Source organism: Klebsiella sp. 141203 (genome assembly GCF_032601985.1).
Taxonomy (GTDB): Bacteria; Pseudomonadota; Gammaproteobacteria; order Enterobacterales; family Enterobacteriaceae; genus Klebsiella; species Klebsiella aerogenes.
This window is the reverse complement of sequence record NZ_JAQIRL010000006.1, coordinates 73,177-96,265: the sequence shown is the minus strand read 5'-3', so window position 1 is coordinate 96,265 and position 23,089 is coordinate 73,177. Positions and strand designations below refer to the sequence as shown.

Below are 23,089 nucleotides of genomic sequence, written 5' to 3'. Positions count from 1 at the left end.
GAACATCCTGATTCTGGCCTGTTATATTTTGATTTAGATAGTAAACATTTATTAATAAATAAAATCACCGCGTTTACTATCTGAAAAATGTGCTTATTACGGTACCGGCGAATTTATGCCTGCAGTACGTAAGTTTTCGTAAATTTTGCGTTTCATCATTCTGGCGTTTCCCTGAATACGCTATAAATGGCGACGGTCGATCCCTAACATGAAAATAACGACATGAAGCCCAAACTCAGCCACGCTTTATTACTTGTTCCTTTATTGATTTTGGCAGGATGTTCATCTTCCCCAAAAAAACCGCCCAAGGCGGTGGCGCAGCATCATTATGAGCCGATCGACAGCGGCTCCGACGATCTGATACCGGTGCTGGCCGCCCTGCACGATCAGATGCACACCTGGGACGGCACCCCTTATGAATGGGGCGGCACCGACCAGAGCGGCGTCGACTGTTCCGGCTTTGTCTGGCGTACGCTGAAGGACCGCTTCAATCTGCCAATGGACCGCGTGACCACCGGCGATCTTCTGCATATGGGAGTGCGCGTTAGCAAGCAGCAGCTGCGGCCTGGCGATTTAGTCTTCTTCCGCATTCACGGCGGCATGCACGTCGGGTTCTACGATACCGACCACAATTTCCTGCACGCCTCCGCAAGCCAGGGCGTCATGCGTTCGTCGCTGGATAATCCGTACTGGAACCGCGTATTTTATCAGGCGCGGCGCTTGCCGAAGGAATATAACGCGCAGATCACCATGAATAACGACAATCTGCATCTGGCGAAAAACCGCTAATCCTGACAAATAAAAACCGCGGCGCTCAGGGCCGCGGTTTTTATTTTTCTTGCGCTCAGTTTTATCAGAACTGATAGGTCATCCCCAGCGCGACGATGTCATCATCGTTAATACCGAGCTTATTATCGCTCTTCAGCTGGTTAATTTTGTAATCCACAAAGGCGTTCATGTTTTTGTTGAAGTAGTAGGTCAGGCCGACGTCAATATAGTTGACCAGGTCTTCGCTGCCGACACCTTCAATATCCTTGCCTTTCGACAGTACATAGCCCAGAGACGGACGCAGACCGAAATCGAACTGATACTGGGCGACCGCTTCAAAGTTCTGCGCTTTATTCGCAAAACCACCGCTGATCGGGGTCATTTTACGGGTCTCAGAGTACATTGTCGCCAGGTAGATATTGTTGGCGTCGTACTTCAGGCCGGTAGCCCAGGCTTCCGCTTTGGAACCCTGGCCGCGCGCCAGCAGGTTCTGATCGTTGGTACGGTCAGAGCTGGTATAAGCCGCGCTGACGGCGAAATCACTGCCGCCGAAATCATAGCTTAAAGAGGTGCCGAACCCGTCGCCGTTCTGTTTTTTCGCTTCGCGGCCTTCGTTTTTCCCCTGGTATTGCAGGGTCATATTCAGACCATCGACCAGGCCGAAGAAATCGGTGTTGCGGTAGGTCGCCAGGCCGCTGGCGCGTTTGGTCATGAAGTTATCGGTCTGCGCGGAAGAGTCGCCGCCGAACTCCGGGAACATATCGGTCCAGGCTTCAACGTCGTACAGCGCGCCGAGGTTACGACCATAGTCAAATGATCCAAACTCTTTTAACTTCACGCCGGCAAACGCCAGACGGGTTTTCTGCGAAGAATCGCTTTCGGTTTTATTGCCGGAGAATTCGGATTCCCAGCGGCCATAACCGGTCAGTTGATCGTTGATCTGCGTTTCGCCTTTGATACCAAAGCGAACGTAGGTCTGGTCGCCATCCTTGCTGTCATAATCGCTGAAGTAGTGCATGGCTTTCACTTTGCCGTACACGTCCAGTTTATTGCCGTCTTTATTGTATACTTCCGCTGCCTGTGAAGCCGAAGAAGCAACAAAACCCATCATCATTAATGCCAGTGAACGCTTTTTCATTATGTGGTCCTGGTGATTTATTTACACGCGCTTATCAATTCCGGGCGAAGGCCCCGTCAAAAACTGGAGGTTTTTTAACGCTGTAGTGTTAAATATTTATGACGAAATGGAACTTTTTATAAAAAAGAATGTTTAAATATTTCCGTCATAAATATGTCACCTTGCCTGCGCAGAATGCCCGATCCGCGCAATAAAATGGCTTGACCAATACGCCAGCAGTTGGCAAGTGGCCTGACTCCTGTTACAACATCAGCTCGATCTCGATATTCCTTTTGAACGGCAGAAAATCATGAGTGATAGCCAGACGCTGGTGGTAAAACTGGGCACCAGTGTTTTAACGGGCGGATCCCGACGCCTGAACCGCGCCCATATCGTTGAGTTAGTGCGCCAGTGCGCGCAGCTGCATGCCATGGGGCACCGCATTGTGATTGTGACTTCCGGGGCCATCGCCGCCGGACGTGAACACCTCGGCTACCCTGAACTGCCCGCCACCATTGCCTCAAAACAGCTGTTGGCGGCAGTCGGCCAAAGCCGTCTTATCCAACTGTGGGAACAGCTTTTTTCTATTTACGGCATTCATGTCGGCCAGATGCTGCTGACCCGTGCCGATATGGAAGATCGCGAGCGGTTCCTCAACGCCCGCGATACCCTGCGCGCGCTGCTGGATAACAATATTGTGCCGGTCATTAATGAGAATGACGCCGTCGCCACCGCTGAAATCAAAGTCGGCGACAACGATAATCTTTCCGCCCTGGCGGCCATTCTCGCCGGCGCCGATAAACTGCTGCTGTTGACCGATCAGCCGGGACTCTTTACCGCCGACCCGCGTAGCAATCCGCAGGCCGAGCTTATTAAAGATGTCTACGGCATCGATGACGCGCTGCGCGCCATCGCAGGCGATAGCGTTTCCGGCCTCGGCACCGGCGGCATGGGCACCAAACTTCAGGCCGCGGACGTCGCCTGTCGCGCGGGCATCGATACCATAATCGCCGCCGGCAACCGCCCGGACGTTATCGGCCACGCGATGGAAGGCCTGCCGGTGGGCACCTGTTTCCACGCTCAGGAATCACCGCTGGAGAACCGCAAACGCTGGATCTTCGGCGCGCCGCCGGCCGGTGAAATCACCGTCGATGCCGGGGCGACCCAGGCTATTCTGGAAAGAGGAAGCTCATTGCTGCCAAAAGGCATCAAAACCGTCAGCGGGAATTTCTCCCGCGGCGAAGTTATCCGAATCCGCAGTAGCGAAGGCCGCGATATCGCTCACGGCGTAAGCCGCTATAACAGCGACGCCCTGCGCCTGATCGCCGGGCAGCACTCGCAGCAAATCGATGCCATCCTCGGCTATGAATACGGCCCGGTGGCCGTCCATCGCGACGATATGATTACCCGTTAAGGAGCTGAAAATGCTGGAACAAATGGGCATTGCGGCCAAAGCGGCCTCTTACCAACTCGCGCTGCTTTCCAGCCGCGAGAAAAATCAGGTTCTCAACAAGATTGCTGATTATCTGGAAGCGCAGACCGAAGAGATCCTGCGCGCCAACGCCGAAGATCTCAGCGACGCCCGCGCCAATGGCCTGAGCGACGCGATGCTCGATCGCCTGGCGCTGACGCCGGCGCGCCTGCGCGGCATCGCCGATGACGTGCGTCAGGTGTGTAGCCTGGCGGATCCGGTCGGCCAGGTGATTGACGGTGGTCTGCTGGATAGCGGCCTGCGTATCGAACGTCGCCGCGTACCGCTGGGAGTGATCGGCGTGATTTATGAAGCGCGGCCGAACGTGACCGTCGATGTCGCCTCTCTATGCCTGAAGACCGGCAACGCGGCTATTCTGCGCGGCGGTAAAGAGACCTGGCGCACCAACACCGCGACGGTGAAAGTGATTCAGCAGGCGCTGCAGGAGTGCGGCCTGCCGGCTGCCGCGGTGCAGGCAATCGAGAGCCCGGATCGCGCGCTGGTCGGCGAAATGCTGAAGATGGATAAATACATCGATATGCTGATCCCGCGCGGCGGCGCAGGCCTGCATAAGCTGTGCCGCGAGCAATCCACGATCCCGGTGATCACCGGCGGTATCGGCGTGTGTCATATTTTCGTCGACGATTCGGCAGAGATCGTACCGGCGTTGAAGATCATCGTTAACGCCAAGACCCAACGCCCGAGCACCTGCAATACCGCCGAGACGCTGCTGGTGCACCGTAATATCGCCGATACCTTCCTGCCTGCGCTGAGCAAACAGATGGCGGAGAGCGGCGTGACGCTGCATGCCGATCCGGCCGCCCTGCCCCTTCTGCAGAACGGTCCGGCGAAGGTGGAGCCGGTGAAAGCGGAGCAGTACGACGACGAGTATTTGTCGCTGGATCTGAACGTGAAAGTTGTTGCCGATCTCGATGAGGCGATTGCCCATATTCGCGCGCACGGTACCCAGCATTCAGATGCCATTCTGACGCGTACCCTGCGCCATGCGAATCGCTTTATTAATGAAGTGGATTCGTCGGCGGTATACGTTAACGCTTCTACCCGCTTCACCGACGGCGGCCAGTTCGGCCTCGGCGCGGAAGTGGCGGTCAGCACCCAGAAGCTGCACGCCCGCGGGCCGATGGGCCTGGAAGCGCTGACTACCTATAAGTGGATTGGTTTCGGCGACGATACCATTCGTGCTTAACGCTAAGCGGGTGATGCAAAAGTAGCCGTTTGATTCAAAGGGCATTGACGCATCACCCACTTAGTTTTAACCTTCTACCCCGTGCTTCACGCAGGTGAACGCGTCCTTTCAGGGCCGATATAGCTCAGTTGGTAGAGCAGCGCATTCGTAATGCGAAGGTCGTAGGTTCGACTCCTATTATCGGCACCATTTCAACGTCTATCCCCATCGATGAAACCCTATGTCTTTTATGCGGTTCCAGGCCGTATGGGCATCTGGAGAATTCTCCAGATAACCACTCCCACCACGTCTCATGCCAGACAGGGTCTGCGGTATTTTTGTTCTCGATAATCACATTTATAGTGGCTGTGCCGTCAACACTCACTAACCCGGTATCTCGGCTTCGCAAACACAATTAGTCTTCCTCGAAACCTTTTCCTCGCAGTTTTCCCACCTTCGTGCGCAACGTCTGCGGCATCTCGTCTTCGTTATCATCTCTGAGGCCTGACATGATGTTGTACCCGATAAAAAGCCCCGCTTTCCCCAGCCCTGGACGAGGTAAAATGCGAGTGGGAACGGTCAAATATATGTCTGCATCGTAGTCACACCCCAGATATGCTTTCAGCAGCGCAAACATATCCTTGCGCAGTTGTCCTTGCGGCCACCAGCCTTTGGCCTCTTTGGCATCCTCGGTGTACATTTCAATGCGCATGCAGTAGTTAAGGGTTTCCACTTCATCCCCCATAATGAGGCGCTCGCGCAGCGCCATAGGATTCTTCAGCGTCAGGCGTGTGCGCTCATCAACTGACATGGTAACCGGGTGATGTGGAAAGACTTCTACCCGTGTACTGAGAGCCTGACTGCGTATCACAGCGGCCACCCCTTCCGTGGTCAACGTGGTATGCATCATCGGCCCAAGGATAGCCAGCAATCGAGAAGCGGGTAAATCATCCGTTTGTGTTATACCGGCCAGCGCCATGAGGCTACGGGAGAATTTATCCGTTCCCCCTTCTTCATACGATGACGGATAACTGTACTTCCGCTGAATACGGTAAAACTGCGTCATCATCCGGTGATTGAAGATATCCAGAAATGCAGCCATCGCATCAGCCCCCTCTCGCCCCTGATTGATATCATCAACATAGGCCGTCGGAAGCGGCGAATCCACGCCATATAGCCCATGGAATGTTGTTCTGACCGTTGGCGGGTCATCAGGATGAGCCGGATCGGTTTCCGTTTTTTTCAGTTCACTGGTCGGAAAGCCGAGATGTGGGTCGGGACGGAACCGAACAGCATCCTGGCTCAGCTTCCCCGCTGCACCTAGATTTCTGCCGCTGAATTTCTCCACTAGCTCACAAAAGCGGTAGAAATTGAACATGGCCGTCTGGTCTTTGCCCTCTTTATCCAGCCAGAACGGTGGCAAACTCTTTTTTTCGTCTGCTGAATTCACATCAACACCCTGTGGATCTTGCGCATAGGCCATTCCCATTTCGTCCCTGACTCAGCCAGAGTGACCGTCAATTGAGTAAAACGGGCAATGCTGGCGTACTGCGTAAAAAATTGCTCTAGCAACTCGCAGAACAATCTCGCGTCCCCAATGCCACTGAACTGCGTTTCATCCAGTTCAATACTAATATGTACGCCGTGCCACTCTTCCGCCGAACTGTATGCCTGTTTATAGCTGACGTGACTTACCCCATTGATACGGCGAAGGTTATCCTTATCCTCTGTCCAGTTGAACAGCTGCAACACCGCGCGAAGATTTTTGGCGCTATCGATCATCCGGCTTAGAGCACGTGGATGCAGCAAAGCCATCGCATGCCACTGATATAACTCGGACAATGGTGGATAGCACGGCATAGAGGGCGCCTGCCTGGTTTGGCAGCATAGCGACTGGTTGCCGGCGGTCGTCATACCATCAAACACGGCATTATCCAGCGCCATACGTGGGTAGTTGCCGTTGGTACAGGTGATGTTCAAAAACAGCGTCGCATTTTCTTCCTGCAGATCCTGTTCACCCGCCGTCCCTCCCAGCATCAACAATGTTTCATGCATTCCGGTAACACCCCGCCAGATACGGGTGTGGAAGTAACGTTCAGGCCAGCTATCTTTACGCTGCAACATCCCGCCCTTATGCCAGAACTGCCGAAACGGCACGTACTGTCGCTTGACCAGGGTTTCACTCGCGGCCATCTTATCCACACTGTAAATTTCAGTGTGATGATCGCGCAGCCGGTGTGGACGAAGCCGGTAATCCAGTTTTGCGGGTTCCACCTTCAGGGGTTCAGCGTTGAGCGAAAACAAATTGATGAGCGGTACACAGTGGATACGCAGAGTATCCTCCGGCACGGAAATATCCCGGTTCAGTGGCTTGCTCAGATGAAGTTCCAGCTCAAAATACTGAAAGTCTTCCCCGAGCGGCAGCGTTTCAAGGCCCGTCAGGGTAAAGAACGCAAACCGGGCCGGGAAGCTGAAGTATTCCAGTAATGGGCGAACCTCCCCGCACAGCGCCGGGCTTTCACTCTCCGGCCAGACTGAGGACCAGTTTTGCTGCCAGCGCGACGACAGTTTGCCGTGAAACGGCTGCGGATCGAGATTGCCTGTTTGCGGCAAGCGCACCGTGATATGCGAGACATGATGCGTCAGCGCCAGATACAGCATCGACTGTAAGGGGCGATCGCCGTGAATGTAGAGCGAGATCTGGCTCAAATCCGTCTGCGATGGATCGGCGTACTTACCAAATGAAAACTTCAGCGCCAGCACCTGGTGACCATCCGGATGCAACTGCTGTCCGACGTGATGCAGCGTCAACGGGTGCAGTACCAGTTCGTCGGTCGTGCGGTATGGGCAGCGCAGGCCGGTATCATCCATTGGCCGGGTCAGCAATGTTGTGCCTGCGGGGATAACCACATCCCTGACCTGCGCAACCATTTCCGGGGACAGCTCGACTACGGCCATCGAGGGCTGTGTCCGGTTGGCTATCGGCAGCAGATGCCCCAGCAGCGGCTCTGTCAGCTCCGGGATATCGTCATCAATCTGGCGACGCAACCGCGCCATCATCAGCGCAAAGCCCTGAAACAGCCGTTCGACGGACTCATCAGCTTTATGAGACTGTCGGTCGATGCCCAGCCGCCGACCGGCCTCCGGGTGTTGTTCAGCAAACTCACGCGCCGCCGCCCTCAGCCAGCGCATTTCGCCGTCAAAATATTTCAGAAAATCATGGTCATTCATAGGCTGGTTAATCCACCAACGTAAAAGACTGGTAAAGGACTGTGCACAGTGAGGCGGCCCACAGCGCCATTAGCGAGAACATGGCCCGGTAAAAAAGGTTTCTCGCCCCACGCCAACGTTCAGCCCGCGTACGAGTGTTACCCGTCTTTTTGGCCCACAAATGCGCCATACCGTTATCAAATTCAGCGAGATCGCTGTCACTCTCAATGAGCTGAAAAAGTCGTTCATCCAGCCATATACGCCAACAGTAATAATGGGTCAGCAAAAAGAGTCCCATCAGCAACACGCAATCGAGTGAAAACAACCGGTTAAAGAGCAACACCAAAGGTGGCAGCGTCAGGGCAGCAAAGTAGCGCCAGCTCGACAGATGAATGTGCATTATTTGGTGGGTCTTAGTGATATCTGACATTGCAGCTCCTTGCTGAACGTTTCCAGAACCTGAAGATGGGCGGGCGTAAGCACCACCTGAGGCCGCCGGGATTTGATTAACGCCACGGCCTGCGTGACCGACCCGGCGAGCCCTTCACTTAGCAGCCAGGCCGCAACAACCGTTGCACTGCGGGATAAGCCTAAGGCACAGCATACCAGCACACTTTCATGTTCTTGCTGCAGTTGACTGAGCTTCATCACGGCCTGGTGGATGTCCCGGACGCCCGGCACCACCAAATCCATCAGCGGGTAAGCCTCCCAGTGATCTGCTTTGCGGCGGCCCTTATGAAATTCAGCCGTCAGATCGAAAACGGCGGCCTGCGTCATGGTTCTATCCGGAAAGCGACCCAATGCCACGCCGTCATAAACAACGTTGCTCAGAGATATCCGTCGGGAAAACCATTGTTTTGAAAGCCATGTCCCGGCTAAATAGGGGAACAACATCCAGCGGGCAGAAAGGGATAAATCGCCGTGATTATTTTTCTGAAACACCGACACTCCGAGCCCGGTATAGCCCGCCGCCACCATCAATAATGCCGCTGCAAGCCACAGCAAAATGAAGCCGTGGGGGATCCACAAACCCACTAACAAAAACACTATTCCACCAGCACCATATTTCGCTGCGAGACGTACGGCGTGCGCTGATGGGCGCTTCCACCGCCAGTGGCCTTCAACCGGAATGGCATAGCTAATCACCACGCCGACCACAAACCCGCTAACGACATCGATGAAATGGTGCTGCCAGGTGGTAAGCACAGATACCGCTATCAGCAAAAACCACGCACTGGAAAGCAGCTTTGCACCCTTCCCCAGATGCTGACGAAAACGCAGCCACAACAGCCATGTCAGGATGATATGCAGCGACGGAGCCTGGTTATAAGGCAAATCAAACTGTTCGAGCTGTTGAAACAGCCAGCCAAACATCCCCTGCGTTTCTGGGCGCATGAAAGTGAATTTCAGCGGAAACAGGAGAAAGCCGACGCAGGCAATAAGTGATGCGGCAAGCAGCCGACAACCGTGACGGGTCAGCTCCTGCTTTGAAGTACAGATAAACAGCGAAATGCCATACAGTAGGTCAATACTCCAGTAAGGTACGATGGTCCAGGGCATAAACGGGATAACATGTTCCCACCCGAGGACCATGCTTCCCACATCAGGACGTGTAGCCGTGAACTGATTCACCTGTCCATAGCTGAAGAAAAACAGCGGTCCCAACAACACCAGCCAGCACAGCCCCCGTTTCCAGAGACTGGCGTTGTTCTGTATAAGCGCGGACTCAGCCATGCTGCTTTCTCACGGCCAGCGAGACGGTGAAAATACCAAACTCATCAATCACCTGGTGGCATTTCTCGAAGCCCGCCTGCTCCACCAGCGTATCCATCTCTTTCTGCGTGCGCACACGCATCATCCACGGAATGCCGTTCTGGTGGCTGGTTAAGGTATAAGCGATAGTTTTTAACTGCGGATGCCACGGCTGCCCGGTGTAGACCAGCATGCCACCAGGCGGTATTGCCGCAGCCAGCCCGGCGAGCGAGGCTTTGATTAAGGCGTTATCCGGGAAGAGTTCATATAGCCCGGAAACGATCCCCAGTGTAGGAGCTGGCCCAAGTGTAGCGAGAGAGTCATAGTCAAAAGCATTGCCCTTTTTGAACTGAGCGACATGGCTTAACCCTCGCCCTTCAATCATGGTCTGGCCTTTCTCAACGTTCAGGTCGCTGTAATCACGCAGCAGGATACTTTCGATATCCTGATGTTTCTCCAGCGCGTCGAGCACATAGCGACCGTGTCCGGCTGCAATATCCACTACACGTACCGGCATATCACTCTCTTTCAGCCGGGCGACAGCCTGCTCTATGACCTGCTGAATATTGACTTTTCGTACCCGGATCCCCTGCCAGCCAATACTGCTCAGGTAGTGTCGGTCAATCATGCGCCCCAGAATACCTTTGCCTTCCGGATAGTTACGGTACACATAATCCAGCGTACTGCCGGAATCAAAACCCGTCTCGTAGCCCAGACGCATCCCTTTTGACAGTCTGCCGATTGTTTTCATGCCATAGCTCATTGAGGAATAGAACATCCCCTCCAGCGAGAGTGCTTTTGGCGGTGCCTGCAGTTCGCGGTACGCGTCGGCACTCGGGCTCCACTGGTCTTCATGGCTGTAATCGAAAGTGTAAGGTTTTACCGCATAGAGTTTGTCGATAAAGGTTTTCATTTTATCGAAGGCCATAGCCCTGTCTTTTTCACCCAGCGTATCGTGATAGAAACCGGGTAAAATATGCTGCTCTTTGATAGAACTTCGCAGACCGGCGTAGAATTGTTTTTGCGGCTTCGCATGCACGACAAAATCATCGCCAGAGATAAGTAATTGGGTCGGCAGCGTAATGGCGGCAGAGTCGGACACAATGCGCTCAGCCGTTTTGTAGAGATCGAGAAGAATGTTCACCGCGATTGCCCGTGTGATGAGTTTATCCTGTTCAAAACTGGCAACACGCTCCGGATCGTGGGTAAGGAATTTCCCTTTCACGTAGGAGTTGACGTAGAACAGGCCACGGATCCGCTGCATCAACCCAAGGCCCGTTCGGGCGAACGGCACATACAGTTTGACCTTAAAGGCCGGAGAAGCCAGCACCATCCCCCGAATTTTCGGCGCATAGTCGTGAACCCAGGTAGAGACCAGTACCGCCCCCACGCTCTGCGCAATCACTACGATATCCTCAAGGCTGACCTGCGCGTCCTTCGCCACAAAACGAACAAACTCATCCACGTCCAGAACAGAGCGAGCCAGGCTCGGGCTGTAACCACGATCGCCCGGCGATTGACCGTGACCGCGAGCATCCCAGGCGTAAAAATGCGTATCGGGCATATCCAGCTCATCGACAATGTGCTGCAGACGCCCGGAATGTTCATGCCCGCGGTGAAACAGCACGATCACTTTCTTACCGTTGCCTTCCGTTGCAGGCCAGTGGCGAAAATAGAGCGACTCTCCATCGCTGGTTGCGAATGTACTTTCCTGAAATAAACGCGCTTCCTGACTCATGTGATTTTCCTTGTCACCTGCTGTTGTAATGTGACGAAACGAGTGAATAACGATTGTTTAAAAGTGACTTTCTCCGCGTCGTAAAACAGCGGTTCGTCGATAAAGATGTCGATAAAAAACGGCACGGGGATTTTCTGCCCTTTGCCCATTGAGCGCTCCAGACCGTGCATGTAGACGGGTATAATCGGCACCTCCGGACACTGCTGGCTTAAATGCCAGATGCCGGATTTGATCTCTGCGAATTTCCCCGGCTCGCCGCGCGTGCCTTCAGGGAAAATAATCACAATTTTCTTTGCTGCTAGTGCATCGACACAAGCCTGCAGCGGATTGGCCTGATGGGCTCCACGATAAACAGGAATGATGCCGATGACCTTCAGTGCAAACCAGCCAATCACTTTGTTTCGCAGGAAATAGTCTGCCGCCGCCACGGGCTGCACGTTCACCAGTGTTGAAAGTGGAAACAGCGTGAACAACGTCAGCACATCCAGATGGCTGTTGTGGTTCGCCACGATAATCGCCGGGCCTTCCACTGGCAGCTTTTTGCGGCCTGACACGCGAACGCCCAGCCATATCCAGACCACGGGGTACGCAATACACAACGTAAAGATCCAGCGCAGAAAACGGTTCATCTGCGCCCCTTATACATAGAAGTAGTAATAGAAGTGGAAAAACAGCGGCGCGGTGTAAATCAGCGAATCCAGACGGTCAAGGATGCCGCCGTGCCCCGGGAGCAATTTACCGGAGTCTTTCACACCAAAATCACGCTTGATGGCCGACATCACCACATCGCCGCAGAACCCGCTCAGGCCGATAATTACCCCGGCACCCAGCGAGTGGATCCAGTTCATCGGCGTCAGCAGCGGGCCGAAAATGGCCGCCAGCAGCGTGGTGGTCAGCACGCCGCCCAGCAATCCGGCCAGCGTTTTATTCGGGCTAACCTTCGGCGTTACCTTGATTTTGCCCAATGATTTTCCCCACAGATATTGCGCAATATCGTTAATCTCAGTGGTCGCGACCAGGAATATAACCAGCAGTGCGCCCGCTTTGATATCCACGCCTGGCAACATCATCAGGAACGCGACGTGGCTTAAAGCAAAGACCGTTGTCATCATGCCCCAGTGCATGACGGAGGCAGAGTGTAAGAACCCTTTAGTATCGCCAACGAGCACCATGCGAGCAGGCAGGAATAAGAAAATGTAAATCGGGATGAATATAATAAACATGCCGTACCACGACATCCCCACCCAGATATATTGCACCGGGATCGCGGCATACATCCACAGCAACGGCACGCTGTCAGAGCGGCGTGTCGGGGCCAGCGTCAGATATTCCTTCAGTGACAGGAAGCTGAGAAATCCGAAGAAGGTGAGTGCCAGCCCTTTAGGCGAAAGCATCGCCAGCGAAAATAAGCCAACGATGACCCACCAGCTGTTGATCCGCTGCTGGAGTTCCAGCCAGTCACGCTGTGGGCGGCACTTTTTTAAGACAAAGATAATGGCGGTCGCCAGTACTAAAACGCTGAAGATCCCACCAAGGCAGTAATACAACGTGTGCAGGGAATCAGGCATTGGTGACCTCCAGCGCACTGCGACAGCGGTTGATTGAGGTCCAGGCCAGCAGCACAGCCGAGATACCAAAGACAATATTGGCGACGATGATGTACTGCGGCCAAAGCGCGATAAACAGACCCAAAGCCCCCAGAACAAAGGCACGGTCACTTTTACCCATCGGGCCACGATAATTTCGGCTACCCGTCAGGGTCTGGGCAGTGATGCCGCAAAACTCTGTCAGCCACGACAGCAGTACCACCAGCACAACCAACCACGGAGTAACTCCGGTCAAAAAAGCAAATGCGAGATAGAGTGCAGCATCAGCGATAATGTCGCCTACCTCATTGAGAATGGCCCCAAGCCTGGACTGCTGGTTAAATTCCCGCGCTAACATGCCGTCGATAGCATTCAGCGCCATACGGAAAAATAAGAAGATCGGCAATGAGATAAAAAACAGCGGTTTCGGGAAACACATCAGTACGCTGCCGAGCAGAACCGAGGCCAGCATTGCCAATAGTGTTACCTGGTTTGCCGTCGCACCTATGGCATGCAGCCTGACGACGGTGGGTCGAAGTAAATTTTGAAACTTAGGTTTGATGTCATACAGCGTCACGTTATGGTTCCTGCCTTGTGTTTGACGGATTTCTATCGCAGTGGTCGTAAAAACAGGGTGTTATCCCTTACTTCAATGACGCGCGGCTCATCCGGGTCAAGTAAGTCGCGGCTCAGCACCTGCTTCCAGGTGCCACGGGTTCTGTCCGGCTTGCGGAACAGCCCGACCACCGCCACAAACTGCGCTTTTTCATCCATTGGAATATCGAGGTTGACTGTCTGACCCGGATAAACACTCAGCTGACGCTGTGTCAGCAGCGATTCCTTCAGCACCAAATCCGGCTGTGTCAGCAGGTCGGTGTATTCCGTGTTATCAAAGGTTTTGCGGTCATTCAGTTGCAGGACGCGGATACGCAGCGGCATCGCCTGCTGCGCGTCATCCGCGTTAATGGCACCTCGGGCGGTAATGGTCAGGTGTAGCGTCTCAACCTGGCGATAGAAAATCGCTTTCGCTACGCTCTGTGTACCCTGCTTTGTTTTCTGATACAGGCCACAGCTACTCAGCAGCAATAGTGGTAGGCATAACCACAAACGACGGAATGGTCGGATGTTCATTGTTCACCTCCAGGGCGGATTCCCGCAGCGGCAGCGCCATCGGACGAGAAAATCTGTGATGGCAGCGCAAACCCGCGCAGGTCTAGTAGTGACAGCGGCCCTTTCCCCAGCTCCGTACGCAGCTGGTAGTTCAGCGCCACACCATCCGGCGTTACCCAGACCACGCGGTACAAGTTGTCACCCAGCTCAGTGACCAACGCTTTATCCAGCAGGCGAATAAAGCCCCAGCTTCCCGGCTCATCGGAATAAAGACGTGTACCGGTTTTGATAGTGCGCCATGTCAGCGTGGTCTGGGGTTGCCAGCGGTTATCCGGCCAGCTCAGCGTTTGCCAGCTTTCTTCCTGGTTGAAATATTGAAGTTTCTGTCTGTCCACAATCAGGTCTGATTCGACCACATCGCGGGACGGCTTCGCCATCAGTTGGAAATGCAGCGACACGTCGCCATGCGCAAAGGCGACATTCCCTACACGAGTCAGGCGGTTGAGAGCGTCCAGAAACGCCGGATTGAAGGTCAGGCCCTGACTGTTCATTGCGTCCGGCACCCACTTATCTCCTTCAAGACGCAGCAGGCCACCGAGGCGGGTTTGGATAAACTGCGCAATACGCCCGGTGTCCATTCGCATAAACCGCGCCAGCTCAGCCAGTGAAGCCTCACTCTGACGGTCGGTAAATGGATAGCGGTCCGCGAACGACGCATTCCACGGCGTCACGATATCGCTTTGCCACTGGCTGTTAAGGCTCTGCGAGGTTGGGGAGAGGACCTGCTCCCAGGCCTGGATCATCGGCTGCACAAAAACCGTCTGGCCGAAACCGCTCCACTCCTGACCGAGACTCGCGGCGATCAGACTGCCGTAGTCGCGGGTATCGGTCAGATCAACCGCCTTACCCTGAAACACCGTCAGCGCCAGTGACTGCATCATCGCCTGTGGGTCAGGCGCGTTCGTCACCTGCTGAAGCCGCAGGCGAACACGGGTAATGCGGGTGAGGAAGGTTTGCAGGCTCAGGCTATTCTGTGAGCCATCCCCGTCCGACAGTAACAACAGCGGACCAAAGGTCGCATCCAGTGGCCCGTGCGCCTCATTTCCGGAGTGCCGCATGGCAGCATTCGCTTTTTCACTGTGGATCAAATTTTTCGCTGAACTCACCAGGGAGTCCGTCAGATCGCCTCCGATCTGCCCGGCACGCCCCTGCACTCTGAGAGTATTCATCAACGCAATCAGCGGTGACTGCCGCACATCAGCCAGCAGAGTCAGTTGATCAATTGACTCCGATAAGCTGCCTGCCTGATGCCATTGCAGGCTGTTGAGGAATTTAAGCCACGCTCCGGAATAATCAGAGAAATAGCGCGCCGTCAGCCGGGCTTTCAGCGTATCCGGGGAAACCGTGCTGGTGGCATCGCTGGAATGCTGGGCATCGCTGAGCACCCAGTCAATTTCTTCCCGCCGTGATTTCGCCAGTTTCTCGATGGCGGGCTGAACTTCTTCCTCCCAGGCCTTGCGCGTAAATACGCCGGGTACGGTAATATCAGTGCTGAACAATTGGCTGCTGTCCGAACCATTGACCATGGCACTCAGCGACATATCCGCATAATCACGGGATACCTGTTCAATCATCTTTTGATAGCGAGTGGATTCTGCATGACTGGCGCCAATCTGGCGAAGCAGGGCCGAGCGCATGCCGCTGACCAGCCGCATATCCGGCATGATTCGCCATTCCATGTGTGCCGGAAGGTTCTGCATCATAAACGCCAGCATGCTGTTACCAACCGCTCGCCATGTGCCATCCAGCACGCCCTCGCGCTGCGGCCAGAATTGCATCACCGTCGAACTGAAGAAGGCCGGTTCGGCTTTATCCGGGCGGGAAAGCATCAGATAGGCACGAAGCTGGTCATACATCACTTTCGACTGTGAAGCTCGCTGCGGATCGTCAGGCGGCAGATTGCGCCAGCTGTTCATCAGCGCGGACAGATGCTGCGCTGACGCATCCCGCAGTAGCGGCATCGCCGCCTGCCGCCAGTACGGCCAGAGCGCGTCGAGGACGTCATTGTTTCGGCTAAGGCCCATGCGCATATACCACGGCGCGCCGTACAGCTTGCGGTGTTGCAGGCGTTCAATTTCATGCTGCAGCTGGTACAACGCCAGCAGTTGCTTCGCTAAAGGCTGGCGGGTATTGACAGCATTCAAGGCCAGCGCATGGTCGGCCTGCATCAGACGTTCGTTAGCAACCCAGGAGAAAATACAGGCCGCCAGCCAGAACGTCAGCAAACAGGTGCTAATCAGCTTTAAGCTTTTATGCCACGATGCTCCCGTCGCTCCAGGTTTACGCCAGCGTTGTGCGAGTAAATCCAGCCACATGTTACCCGGCAGCCAGGCATGGCGAAGAGAAGCATTTCCGGACGTTGTCACAGGGCTGAATGCCATCCCAGCCAGCGACAGCGCCATGGCTCCTTCCCCCAGCTGTGACAGAGTCTGCGTCAGGCGAGCGTTCCCCCCCTCGCGCAAATATTGCGCCAGCTCTAGCAGAAAGGAGTGCTTTCGATTATTAATGATCTGCTGCATCCCCTGACGCAACAGTGCGCTTTCCAGTTGATTCATGGAATCACTAAAATCTTCAGCCTTATCGCCCGCCGCGACCAGGAATCCAATGCCCTGCGCGGGTAAGCCAGGTTGCTCCCACTCGAACGAGTGGATCTCCCACAACCATAGCGGTACTTCCCAGCCGAGCGCGTGATACTGCTTTCGCAGTTGGCGCGCCGCAGTATCCCTTATATCGTGAGTCAGTTCAGTTTCAGCATTCACCACCCAGACCATCGCATCTGCCAGACGACGGCGAATTTTACGCAGCGCTTTCAGGGCTGAGACATCGGGTTCATCAACCGGACTCCCCTGCCACAACAGCACGGTTCGGTGGCCTTCAACCCAGAGTTGCGTGGTCAGGCCAGGAACGGCCTGCTCTACATTACTTTCCTCGCCGACCATCAGCAGAATACGAACTTTACGCCGCCAGAGACGGCCATACTGGAAGCGCATCTGCGTGGTAATGTCTTTTACCAACTGGTTTTCCGGCGGGCGCGTGGTCTTGTTGTTGGTCTCCCCCGTCGCTTCCCGGGCTTTCAGTCTGACCAGGGCTTTCCAGGCAAGAATAAACGGGGCGCAAAACCACACCAATACCATCCAGACGAGGCAAGCGCGGAAGATTATCTGGCCCGGCAGCAGCGCCGGCAGATCAACACTGCTGCCAGCGAAGTAATACAACAGCGCCCCGAGAGTAACCAGCAGGGTGATAGTGATGATGTAGCCAGTCACAAGCCAAAATAAGGAATGACGAGGCTCAGTGCGCGAGGTTTCCACGGGGAACGCAAACTCCTGTAATAAATTGGGATTCCGTAAATGTTGTCGTCCAGCCGCAGGACTTCCCCTGAAGGGCTGACAGCAAGGCCAGGGACTGCATCACAAAAGGCGTAACCGGCCCGGCCTGCCCCAACCACGGCATCAGAACGTAATCGACGGCTGACCAGCCGGACGGCAAAAGGGTATCCATTGCGGATGAATCGGCGGCTAGCATCCCGTCAGGCACACCGTGCAGGCCGGCATAGCGACTAAGCTGTTCCGTCAGTTGAGTCGGCGTTTCCCCCGTCTCAGGCTGGAGTATTTCGCTGCGCGTCATCAAAGCTGCCGTCCGGTGTCCGCACAGCCAGGCAAAACCCGCTTCCGAGGCGGCGTATTCCGCTGACGGTGTTGCCTCCCCGGCCCCTGCGCAAAGCAGCATCGCCTGTTCATCGGCGGGCATGGCATCAATAACGTTGTCCAGTTCGGCAGCGCTTTGCAGATGAAGCGCATCTTCCGGCAGGCGAATGCCATCGAATTCCAGCGCCTGGCTGAACGCGGCCAGGCTCTGCTCATCTCCCAGCCAGCAAAACACCTGTATTGGCCGGGCTTCATCAGCCTCGCGCAAACGCGCCAACACCAGACGGGCGAGAGAGCGGGACAGCAGAACAGTCCGGCTTTCCCTACCTCCCAGCCCCAGAACCTTCGGGCAATACAGTCGCGCGTTACCCTGCGGATCTTCGACCGCACCGGGAGTTGCCGGAAGCGGTTGCGACAACAGCGCCTGATGGTCAGACTCTTTATCGCCTACTGCCGTCATCAGCATCACAGCTTCTACGGGTAACATACGCGAACGGTATCGCCACCAGGCCTCGACGGTTGATGCGGTCGCCTCCCGGTGCGTTTCGCGGTTCGAAACGGACTGAAGCCAGACCAACCAGCGCAGCGCGACGGCAACCAGCCAGACACTCAACGGACATCCCACGCTCCAGAACCAGAAGGAGAGCGTTCGGGTGGGTTTGCCTTCCGGCCACAGCAACATCGTCGCCAGTGCCGCCAGGAACAACATCACCGGCAGCGCAATCCACCATCGCCGCCAACAGACGGGATGAAGTTCGGCATAGTCAGGGTAACGTGGCGGGAAAATCATCCATGTACGTCCATCGCGCTCAGTGAACTGACCAGCGTACAACCGCAGGCGCATTGGTGGCCGTCGAGCGCTACCGCTTTGCCATTAACCGTGCTGCCCGGCGCTCCCTGGGCGATAGTGGTCATGCCATGCTTATTACAACGGGCTTGATCCCCCACGCAGGCCACCGGTTTGCCGAAGGCCTCATAGCGGCCGCTCAGCACTTCGCCGCCGTGTTCCCTGAGCATATCCCCTACGCGAATTAGCTTTTTCAGGCTCATACCACTTTAGCTCCTGCTTCTTTGAGCATATCAATTGCCGAAGCCATCATGGTTTGGTGCCGTGTGGCGATGGTCTGACGGCTGGCCTGCGCCACCAGCAAGCCCGGATCCCGCGTGGGTTTAAAGAGCTCTGCGGCGTTATCAAGCAGAGGAACCGGTTTACCTGTCGCATTATTAATAATTATGCGCTCCATACCGTAAACGCCTGCCGCAACGCCGATGCCTTTAAGGGATTTGTGTTTGATGGTATAGGTCGCGCCAGCGGCAATAATGGCAACCCCCAGTAATTGCCCCGCCACGGAGAGCAGATACTGATCCTTATTGCTCTGGGGACCAAAGTAGATTGAACGATAAAAGAAATAGCTTCCCCAGGGTTCACGAGTGCCGAGCGTGGAATACATAAACCAGGCGCGGGAATCATGTATCTGCTCATCAAACAGCGCAACAACCTGCGCCATCGCGGGCTCGGTTACGACATCTCCCTGTTTTGACGTAAATAATCTGCCGTATAAACGGTCGCCATCGCCTTTGATCCGATCGTACTCGGCCTGCTCATCATCCGTGTTGATCAGCCAGACGGCATATTTGGGGATCGTGTGGATAGCGAACTCCCACCCGTTCTGCGGGCGAAATTCGTCCAGGTAGTCGCTACGAAACTCTTCTGCTGCCTCGCGGAGTTCCGTCTTATCAATGGTGGGTTCAAAGGCAGGCCAGCCGGCCTGATCCGCCGACGCAGAAGGTGCTGATTTAGCGTTTTGTTTTGCTGCGTTGCGGATTTTGTCTATCTCGCTCTGTCGAGCGTCACGCATTTTCTCATCTTGCTCCAGCTCCTCTTTGGTACGCTCGGGCGCCCCCAGATAAAACGGCTGGGTGGCATAGCTCCGGAAAGCATAACGCCCAATACGCCAGGCAGTGATCCAACCGATTTGTTCGATAACGGCATCTTCCAGTGACTGGCTGAGACGATGCGGATGGTAGCCGTAGACGCTATCGGTTTTAGCATCCGCTGGTTTTTCGGCAATGATGGTCTGCCGCCAGGCGTTGAAGCGTTGGATGAGCGACTGACTGAAGTTAAATTCATTTTTTATCGCTTCACTCATGCCTCTCGACGGAGTTTTTGCCCTGACTGAATCAGGAATATATTCATCAGGAACAGTAAGTGGAGCCCCCGCAGCAAATGCAGCGGCATAGAGATCGTGCAAAACGATCTGCGATAAAACCTTTCCAGGGTTATTGGGATCAGCTTCATCAGCCATTCCCTTTCCCTGTTCGCCCGGTGGGTAGCCACCGCCAATATCGGAATGCACACCGGGATAAACCACTTCCATCGTGGTCGGCGGATAGATGCCCTCCGGGCGGCGAACGGAATCCAGAGGAAAACAGAGGCGCTGTTCATGGGCTGATACAAAGTGCCGGCAGCACTTAATCAGGTTAGGAAAACGTGCGTCATCGGGTAACTGTTGCGTGCCATCCGCCCATCCCATATGCCCGTCGCACATGGGAGCCATATGGGCTACGCCAACAGAAGGTACGGTATCCAGGAGCCCAAAAAATTCAATGCTCAGAGGGATCCCCAGAATTGACTGCTCAGGTTTATCCGCCCCTTCTGGCGTTTCAAACAATTCTGTCAGCCAGTTAACAAAAGTTCGGGCTTCGGCTGCACCGCGGGAAAACCCATAGATAAACAGCTTTATTTTGAGGATTTTGGGTTTGGCGGTTTCATCCTGGGCTTTGGCACGCATTTCTGCATTCAGAAATTCATAGAATACCGCCTTGCGATTGGTATCGCCGCTTAAAGGCCAGCGGGCGGCCATTACAGACAGCTTCCCTTTTGCTTCAAGGGCTGTAATGCGCTTCTCTTTTTTCGAGAGCGAGAACATTAAGGCATCTGCCAGCATAAGCAACGCCCAGTTAATACGGTTTTCTCCGCCCGTGGCATATTTTAGCCCGGCGTCGCTGTAGTCCATTTCACCTATCTCCGGGAAAGCGGTCCCTACTCCGGGCATGTAATAAGAGAAATAACCATCACTTTCAGCACCGGGTGGATATGCGGCGTGAAACAGCTTTGCAATATTGGTTGGATGAATCGGGTTTGCACGTTTGGTATCGTTATTCTCGTTATTCCCCGTACCATCAAAAAAGAAGCTGATATGCAGACTTCTTGCACAAGTAAAGCCAGCCCCATTTCGCCGTCCTGTTTGCTCATTGAAGGCATTAAGGTATTCATCTTCTTCTCTACGCTGCTTTAGATAATTATCCAGTACGTCTTTTTGCGCCCCAGGTAAACGCCCACTCAAAGGGAATGACGGAGGAACCCAGGCAGACGCTTTTATTTCTGACATGTTGCGGGCTCCTGCATATTCATCGGCTCTTTAATTGGGTAGGAATAGGCACCGTAGCCGGCTACACCCGCATAAATTTTTACCTGATGGCAAGGAAGAAAATGGACGTTAATGCCCGCACTCTCCTTATATTGCGGAATGGGAACGTCAGCACTGAAGTGCTGGTATTTGGCCTCGTGCTGAGCTAAGGCCTTTGGTTCAAAACCAACCCCCATTTTCAGTCTTGGAATTTTTTCATCCGCGTTAGGATCAACTTCCCACTCAATATGTGCAGTCATCCCAGGTCGCCACTGGTCCGGGATCATAACGCAGCACACATTTCCATTTAGCGTCGCATGGTAGCCGTTTACTGAAAACCAGTTAACGTTCTGCCCGGCAACATGGTTGTATCCTCTAATATTCCCTGCGCTCGACTCGCCAGCCTGGGAGTGCGAACATCCCGATAACAACACTGACACAAATAAAGCAATGCCACGGATAATCCATTTTATTCTGTTCACCCTTCCTCCCTGCGCTTTTTGCCTGGTGAATGGTATAACTTGTGCCCTGCGGTTATCTGGCGCACATAATTTCACTCGTTGGCTAATAGCCCTGCCAGACGCTTTTATTTCTGACATGTTGCAGGCTCCTTCATATCCAGTGGTTCTTTAATTGGGTAGGAATAGGCACCGTAGCCGGCTACACCCGCATAAATTTTTACCTGATGGCAAGGAAGAAAATGGACGTTAATGCCCGCACTCTCCTTATATTGCGGAATGGGAACATCAGCACTATAGCGAAGGTATTTGGCCTTATGCTGTAGGTACGCCTTGTTATAAGCATCTGTTCCCAAAGGCGGTAAATGAGCTTTTGGGTTAGGATCAACCTCCCACTCAATATGTGCAGTCATCCCAGGTCGCCACTGGTCCGGGATCATAACGCAGCACACATTTCCATTTAGCGTCGCATGGTAGCCGTTTACTGAAAACCAGTTAACGTTCTGCCCGGCAACATGGTTGTATCCTCTAATATTCCCTGCACTCGACTCGCCAGTCTGGGAGTGCGAACATCCCGATAACAACACTGACACAAATAAAGCAATGCCCCGGATAATCCATTTTATTCTGTTCACCCTTCCTCCCTGGCTTGAGCGTTTGTTGTTTTCCTACATTGCAAATCGAATCAATCGATAACAACACGACATCTATCACTGCAAAAAATAGTGTCCAACAGGGAAAAAGAATTCATAAGCCAGTTTCTATCGATTTTTTGGTACCTGCGTAATAAACGCTTCATATATTTATCACCTCTAATTCTGCATCGGATGCCAAATCACCTAAGTATCCTTGCTGGCTTGCCTTTAAAGCTACGGAAAGGCAGTACGAAAAATGCTCCTCTTTCCCGCCTTGCGAAGATAACCGCCTCGCCAATAAAGCTTCTGCATCACTAATACAGCCCATCAGATCTATCTGATCATCGCCAACTCGCCCCAATTGAGGGTTATTTGCCAGTTCGCGTGCAGGAGAAAATGTTCCCGTTTTCCAGACGATCTCGCCGTCTCGGTCTCTCCAGCCCCAGAACAGCGCGATATCCGTAAATGCAGCCTGTTGTTCTGCGTTAAGAACGTGAGTAAGTAAGGATGGGAACACGCGGTTATCGTAATAACGCAGTAAGCCGGTCTGCTCTTCCCACTGTACCTGCGACAATGCCTGCAAATGGCGGCAGAGCAAATCAAAGGCCAGAGGAGATATCAGCAACGTCAGGCGCGGAGTACCAGAGAAGTATTCCAGTAACTGCTCCAGCCACATCCGGTGGCTCGTTAGCGCAAAACACAGCCGCATAACGACCGGCGAATATTCCAGCATTCCCCCCTCCGGGGTTCCTTCGAACAACTCAAACCAGCGCAGATCGGGAGATAACTGGCGTAGCGCATTTTGCAGCGGCTGGTTGGTTCCAGCCTGATCGATCAGAATATCAATATAGTCCTGCCCGGTAGCAGAACAGAGAGATTCACCCTGCTGCATCCAAAGCATATGCTTTTTGGGTGTTATCAGTGGTGTTGTTGTCATCAGA

20 protein-coding genes and 1 tRNA gene are annotated in these 23,089 nt (G+C 54.2%); 4 read left to right on the top strand and 17 right to left on the bottom strand.

Going from position 1 to position 23,089, the window contains the following annotated elements:
• Nucleotides 1-222 precede the first annotated feature (222 nt).
• Entirely contained in the window at nucleotides 223-789 is a 567-nt protein-coding gene (locus tag PGR29_RS21220; protein WP_082208594.1) for a C40 family peptidase, read from the top strand.
• Between the two features lie 64 nt (nucleotides 790-853).
• On the opposite strand, the gene phoE is transcribed toward PGR29_RS21220, so the two are convergent.
• Nucleotides 854-1,906 carry a phosphoporin PhoE gene (gene phoE, locus PGR29_RS21215; RefSeq protein ID WP_015368078.1) on the bottom strand — a complete coding sequence of 351 codons (1,053 nt, stop codon included), beginning with the start codon at nucleotides 1,904-1,906 and terminating at the stop codon, nucleotides 854-856.
• A gap of 289 nt (nucleotides 1,907-2,195) precedes the next feature.
• Between phoE and proB the strand changes: the two genes are divergently transcribed.
• The 3 genes from proB (at nucleotide 2,196) to PGR29_RS21200 (ending at nucleotide 4,752) form a co-directional block, all read left to right on the top strand.
• Nucleotides 2,196-3,299, top strand: a complete 1,104-nt coding sequence (proB, locus tag PGR29_RS21210; RefSeq protein WP_015368077.1) for a glutamate 5-kinase — start codon at nucleotides 2,196-2,198, stop codon at nucleotides 3,297-3,299.
• 10 nt (nucleotides 3,300-3,309) lie between these two features.
• Nucleotides 3,310-4,563 (top strand): glutamate-5-semialdehyde dehydrogenase, encoded by a 1,254-nt coding sequence (proA, locus tag PGR29_RS21205; RefSeq protein WP_316425260.1) that lies wholly within the window; start codon nucleotides 3,310-3,312, stop codon nucleotides 4,561-4,563.
• Between the two features lie 113 nt (nucleotides 4,564-4,676).
• A tRNA-Thr gene (locus PGR29_RS21200) sits at nucleotides 4,677-4,752 on the top strand.
• Nucleotides 4,753-4,957: 205 nt separating this feature from the next.
• On the opposite strand, the gene tssG is transcribed toward PGR29_RS21200, so the two are convergent.
• From tssG to PGR29_RS21120, 16 genes are all read right to left on the bottom strand, one after another.
• Complete coding sequence (tssG, locus tag PGR29_RS21195; protein ID WP_316425259.1) at nucleotides 4,958-6,025, bottom strand: type VI secretion system baseplate subunit TssG; 1,068 nt, start codon at nucleotides 6,023-6,025, stop codon at nucleotides 4,958-4,960.
• Nucleotides 5,989-7,773, bottom strand: a complete 1,785-nt coding sequence (gene tssF, locus PGR29_RS21190) for a type VI secretion system baseplate subunit TssF (protein WP_316425258.1) — start codon at nucleotides 7,771-7,773, stop codon at nucleotides 5,989-5,991. Before tssF ends, tssG begins: the two co-directional genes overlap by 37 nt.
• 7 nt (nucleotides 7,774-7,780) lie before the next feature.
• Entirely contained in the window at nucleotides 7,781-8,182 is a 402-nt protein-coding gene (locus PGR29_RS21185; protein ID WP_316425257.1) for a hypothetical protein, read from the bottom strand.
• Nucleotides 8,152-9,486, bottom strand: coding sequence for a phosphatase PAP2/dual specificity phosphatase family protein (locus PGR29_RS21180; protein ID WP_316425255.1), 1,335 nt, complete (start codon nucleotides 9,484-9,486; stop codon nucleotides 8,152-8,154). Before PGR29_RS21180 ends, PGR29_RS21185 begins: the two co-directional genes overlap by 31 nt.
• Nucleotides 9,479-11,242, bottom strand: coding sequence for a bifunctional alpha/beta hydrolase/class I SAM-dependent methyltransferase (locus tag PGR29_RS21175; RefSeq protein WP_316425254.1), 1,764 nt, complete (start codon nucleotides 11,240-11,242; stop codon nucleotides 9,479-9,481). Before PGR29_RS21175 ends, PGR29_RS21180 begins: the two co-directional genes overlap by 8 nt.
• Complete coding sequence (locus tag PGR29_RS21170) at nucleotides 11,239-11,871, bottom strand: lysophospholipid acyltransferase family protein (RefSeq protein WP_316425253.1); 633 nt, start codon at nucleotides 11,869-11,871, stop codon at nucleotides 11,239-11,241. Before PGR29_RS21170 ends, PGR29_RS21175 begins: the two co-directional genes overlap by 4 nt.
• A gap of 9 nt (nucleotides 11,872-11,880) precedes the next feature.
• Entirely contained in the window at nucleotides 11,881-12,810 is a 930-nt protein-coding gene (locus tag PGR29_RS21165) for a phosphatidate cytidylyltransferase (protein ID WP_316425252.1), read from the bottom strand.
• A complete protein-coding gene (locus PGR29_RS21160; protein ID WP_316425251.1) occupies nucleotides 12,803-13,405 on the bottom strand; it encodes a CDP-alcohol phosphatidyltransferase family protein in 603 nt (200 codons plus the stop codon). The genes PGR29_RS21165 and PGR29_RS21160 overlap by 8 nt, the downstream gene beginning before the upstream one ends.
• Before the next feature lie 32 nt (nucleotides 13,406-13,437).
• On the bottom strand, nucleotides 13,438-13,959 hold the full coding sequence (tssJ, locus tag PGR29_RS21155) for a type VI secretion system lipoprotein TssJ (protein ID WP_316425250.1): 522 nt from the start codon (nucleotides 13,957-13,959) through the stop codon (nucleotides 13,438-13,440).
• Nucleotides 13,956-17,309, bottom strand: coding sequence for an ImcF-related family protein (locus tag PGR29_RS21150; protein ID WP_316425249.1), 3,354 nt, complete (start codon nucleotides 17,307-17,309; stop codon nucleotides 13,956-13,958). Before PGR29_RS21150 ends, tssJ begins: the two co-directional genes overlap by 4 nt.
• Complete coding sequence (locus PGR29_RS21145) at nucleotides 17,290-18,435, bottom strand: hypothetical protein (RefSeq protein WP_316425248.1); 1,146 nt, start codon at nucleotides 18,433-18,435, stop codon at nucleotides 17,290-17,292. The genes PGR29_RS21150 and PGR29_RS21145 overlap by 20 nt, the downstream gene beginning before the upstream one ends.
• A complete protein-coding gene (locus PGR29_RS21140; RefSeq protein ID WP_316425297.1) occupies nucleotides 18,432-18,689 on the bottom strand; it encodes a PAAR domain-containing protein in 258 nt (85 codons plus the stop codon). Before PGR29_RS21140 ends, PGR29_RS21145 begins: the two co-directional genes overlap by 4 nt.
• A 2-nt stretch (nucleotides 18,690-18,691) precedes the next feature.
• A complete protein-coding gene (locus PGR29_RS21135; protein WP_316425247.1) occupies nucleotides 18,692-21,037 on the bottom strand; it encodes a T6SS phospholipase effector Tle1-like catalytic domain-containing protein in 2,346 nt (781 codons plus the stop codon).
• A complete protein-coding gene (locus tag PGR29_RS21130; protein WP_316425246.1) occupies nucleotides 21,025-21,654 on the bottom strand; it encodes a DUF3304 domain-containing protein in 630 nt (209 codons plus the stop codon). The genes PGR29_RS21135 and PGR29_RS21130 overlap by 13 nt, the downstream gene beginning before the upstream one ends.
• The gene (locus PGR29_RS21125) at nucleotides 21,642-22,148 is read right to left on the bottom strand and encodes a DUF3304 domain-containing protein (protein ID WP_316425245.1); all 507 of its coding nucleotides are present in this window, start codon (nucleotides 22,146-22,148) and stop codon (nucleotides 21,642-21,644) included. The genes PGR29_RS21130 and PGR29_RS21125 overlap by 13 nt, the downstream gene beginning before the upstream one ends.
• Nucleotides 22,149-22,308: 160 nt before the next feature.
• Nucleotides 22,309-23,085, bottom strand: coding sequence for a DUF4123 domain-containing protein (locus PGR29_RS21120; RefSeq protein WP_316425244.1), 777 nt, complete (start codon nucleotides 23,083-23,085; stop codon nucleotides 22,309-22,311).
• Nucleotides 23,086-23,089 lie beyond the last annotated feature (4 nt).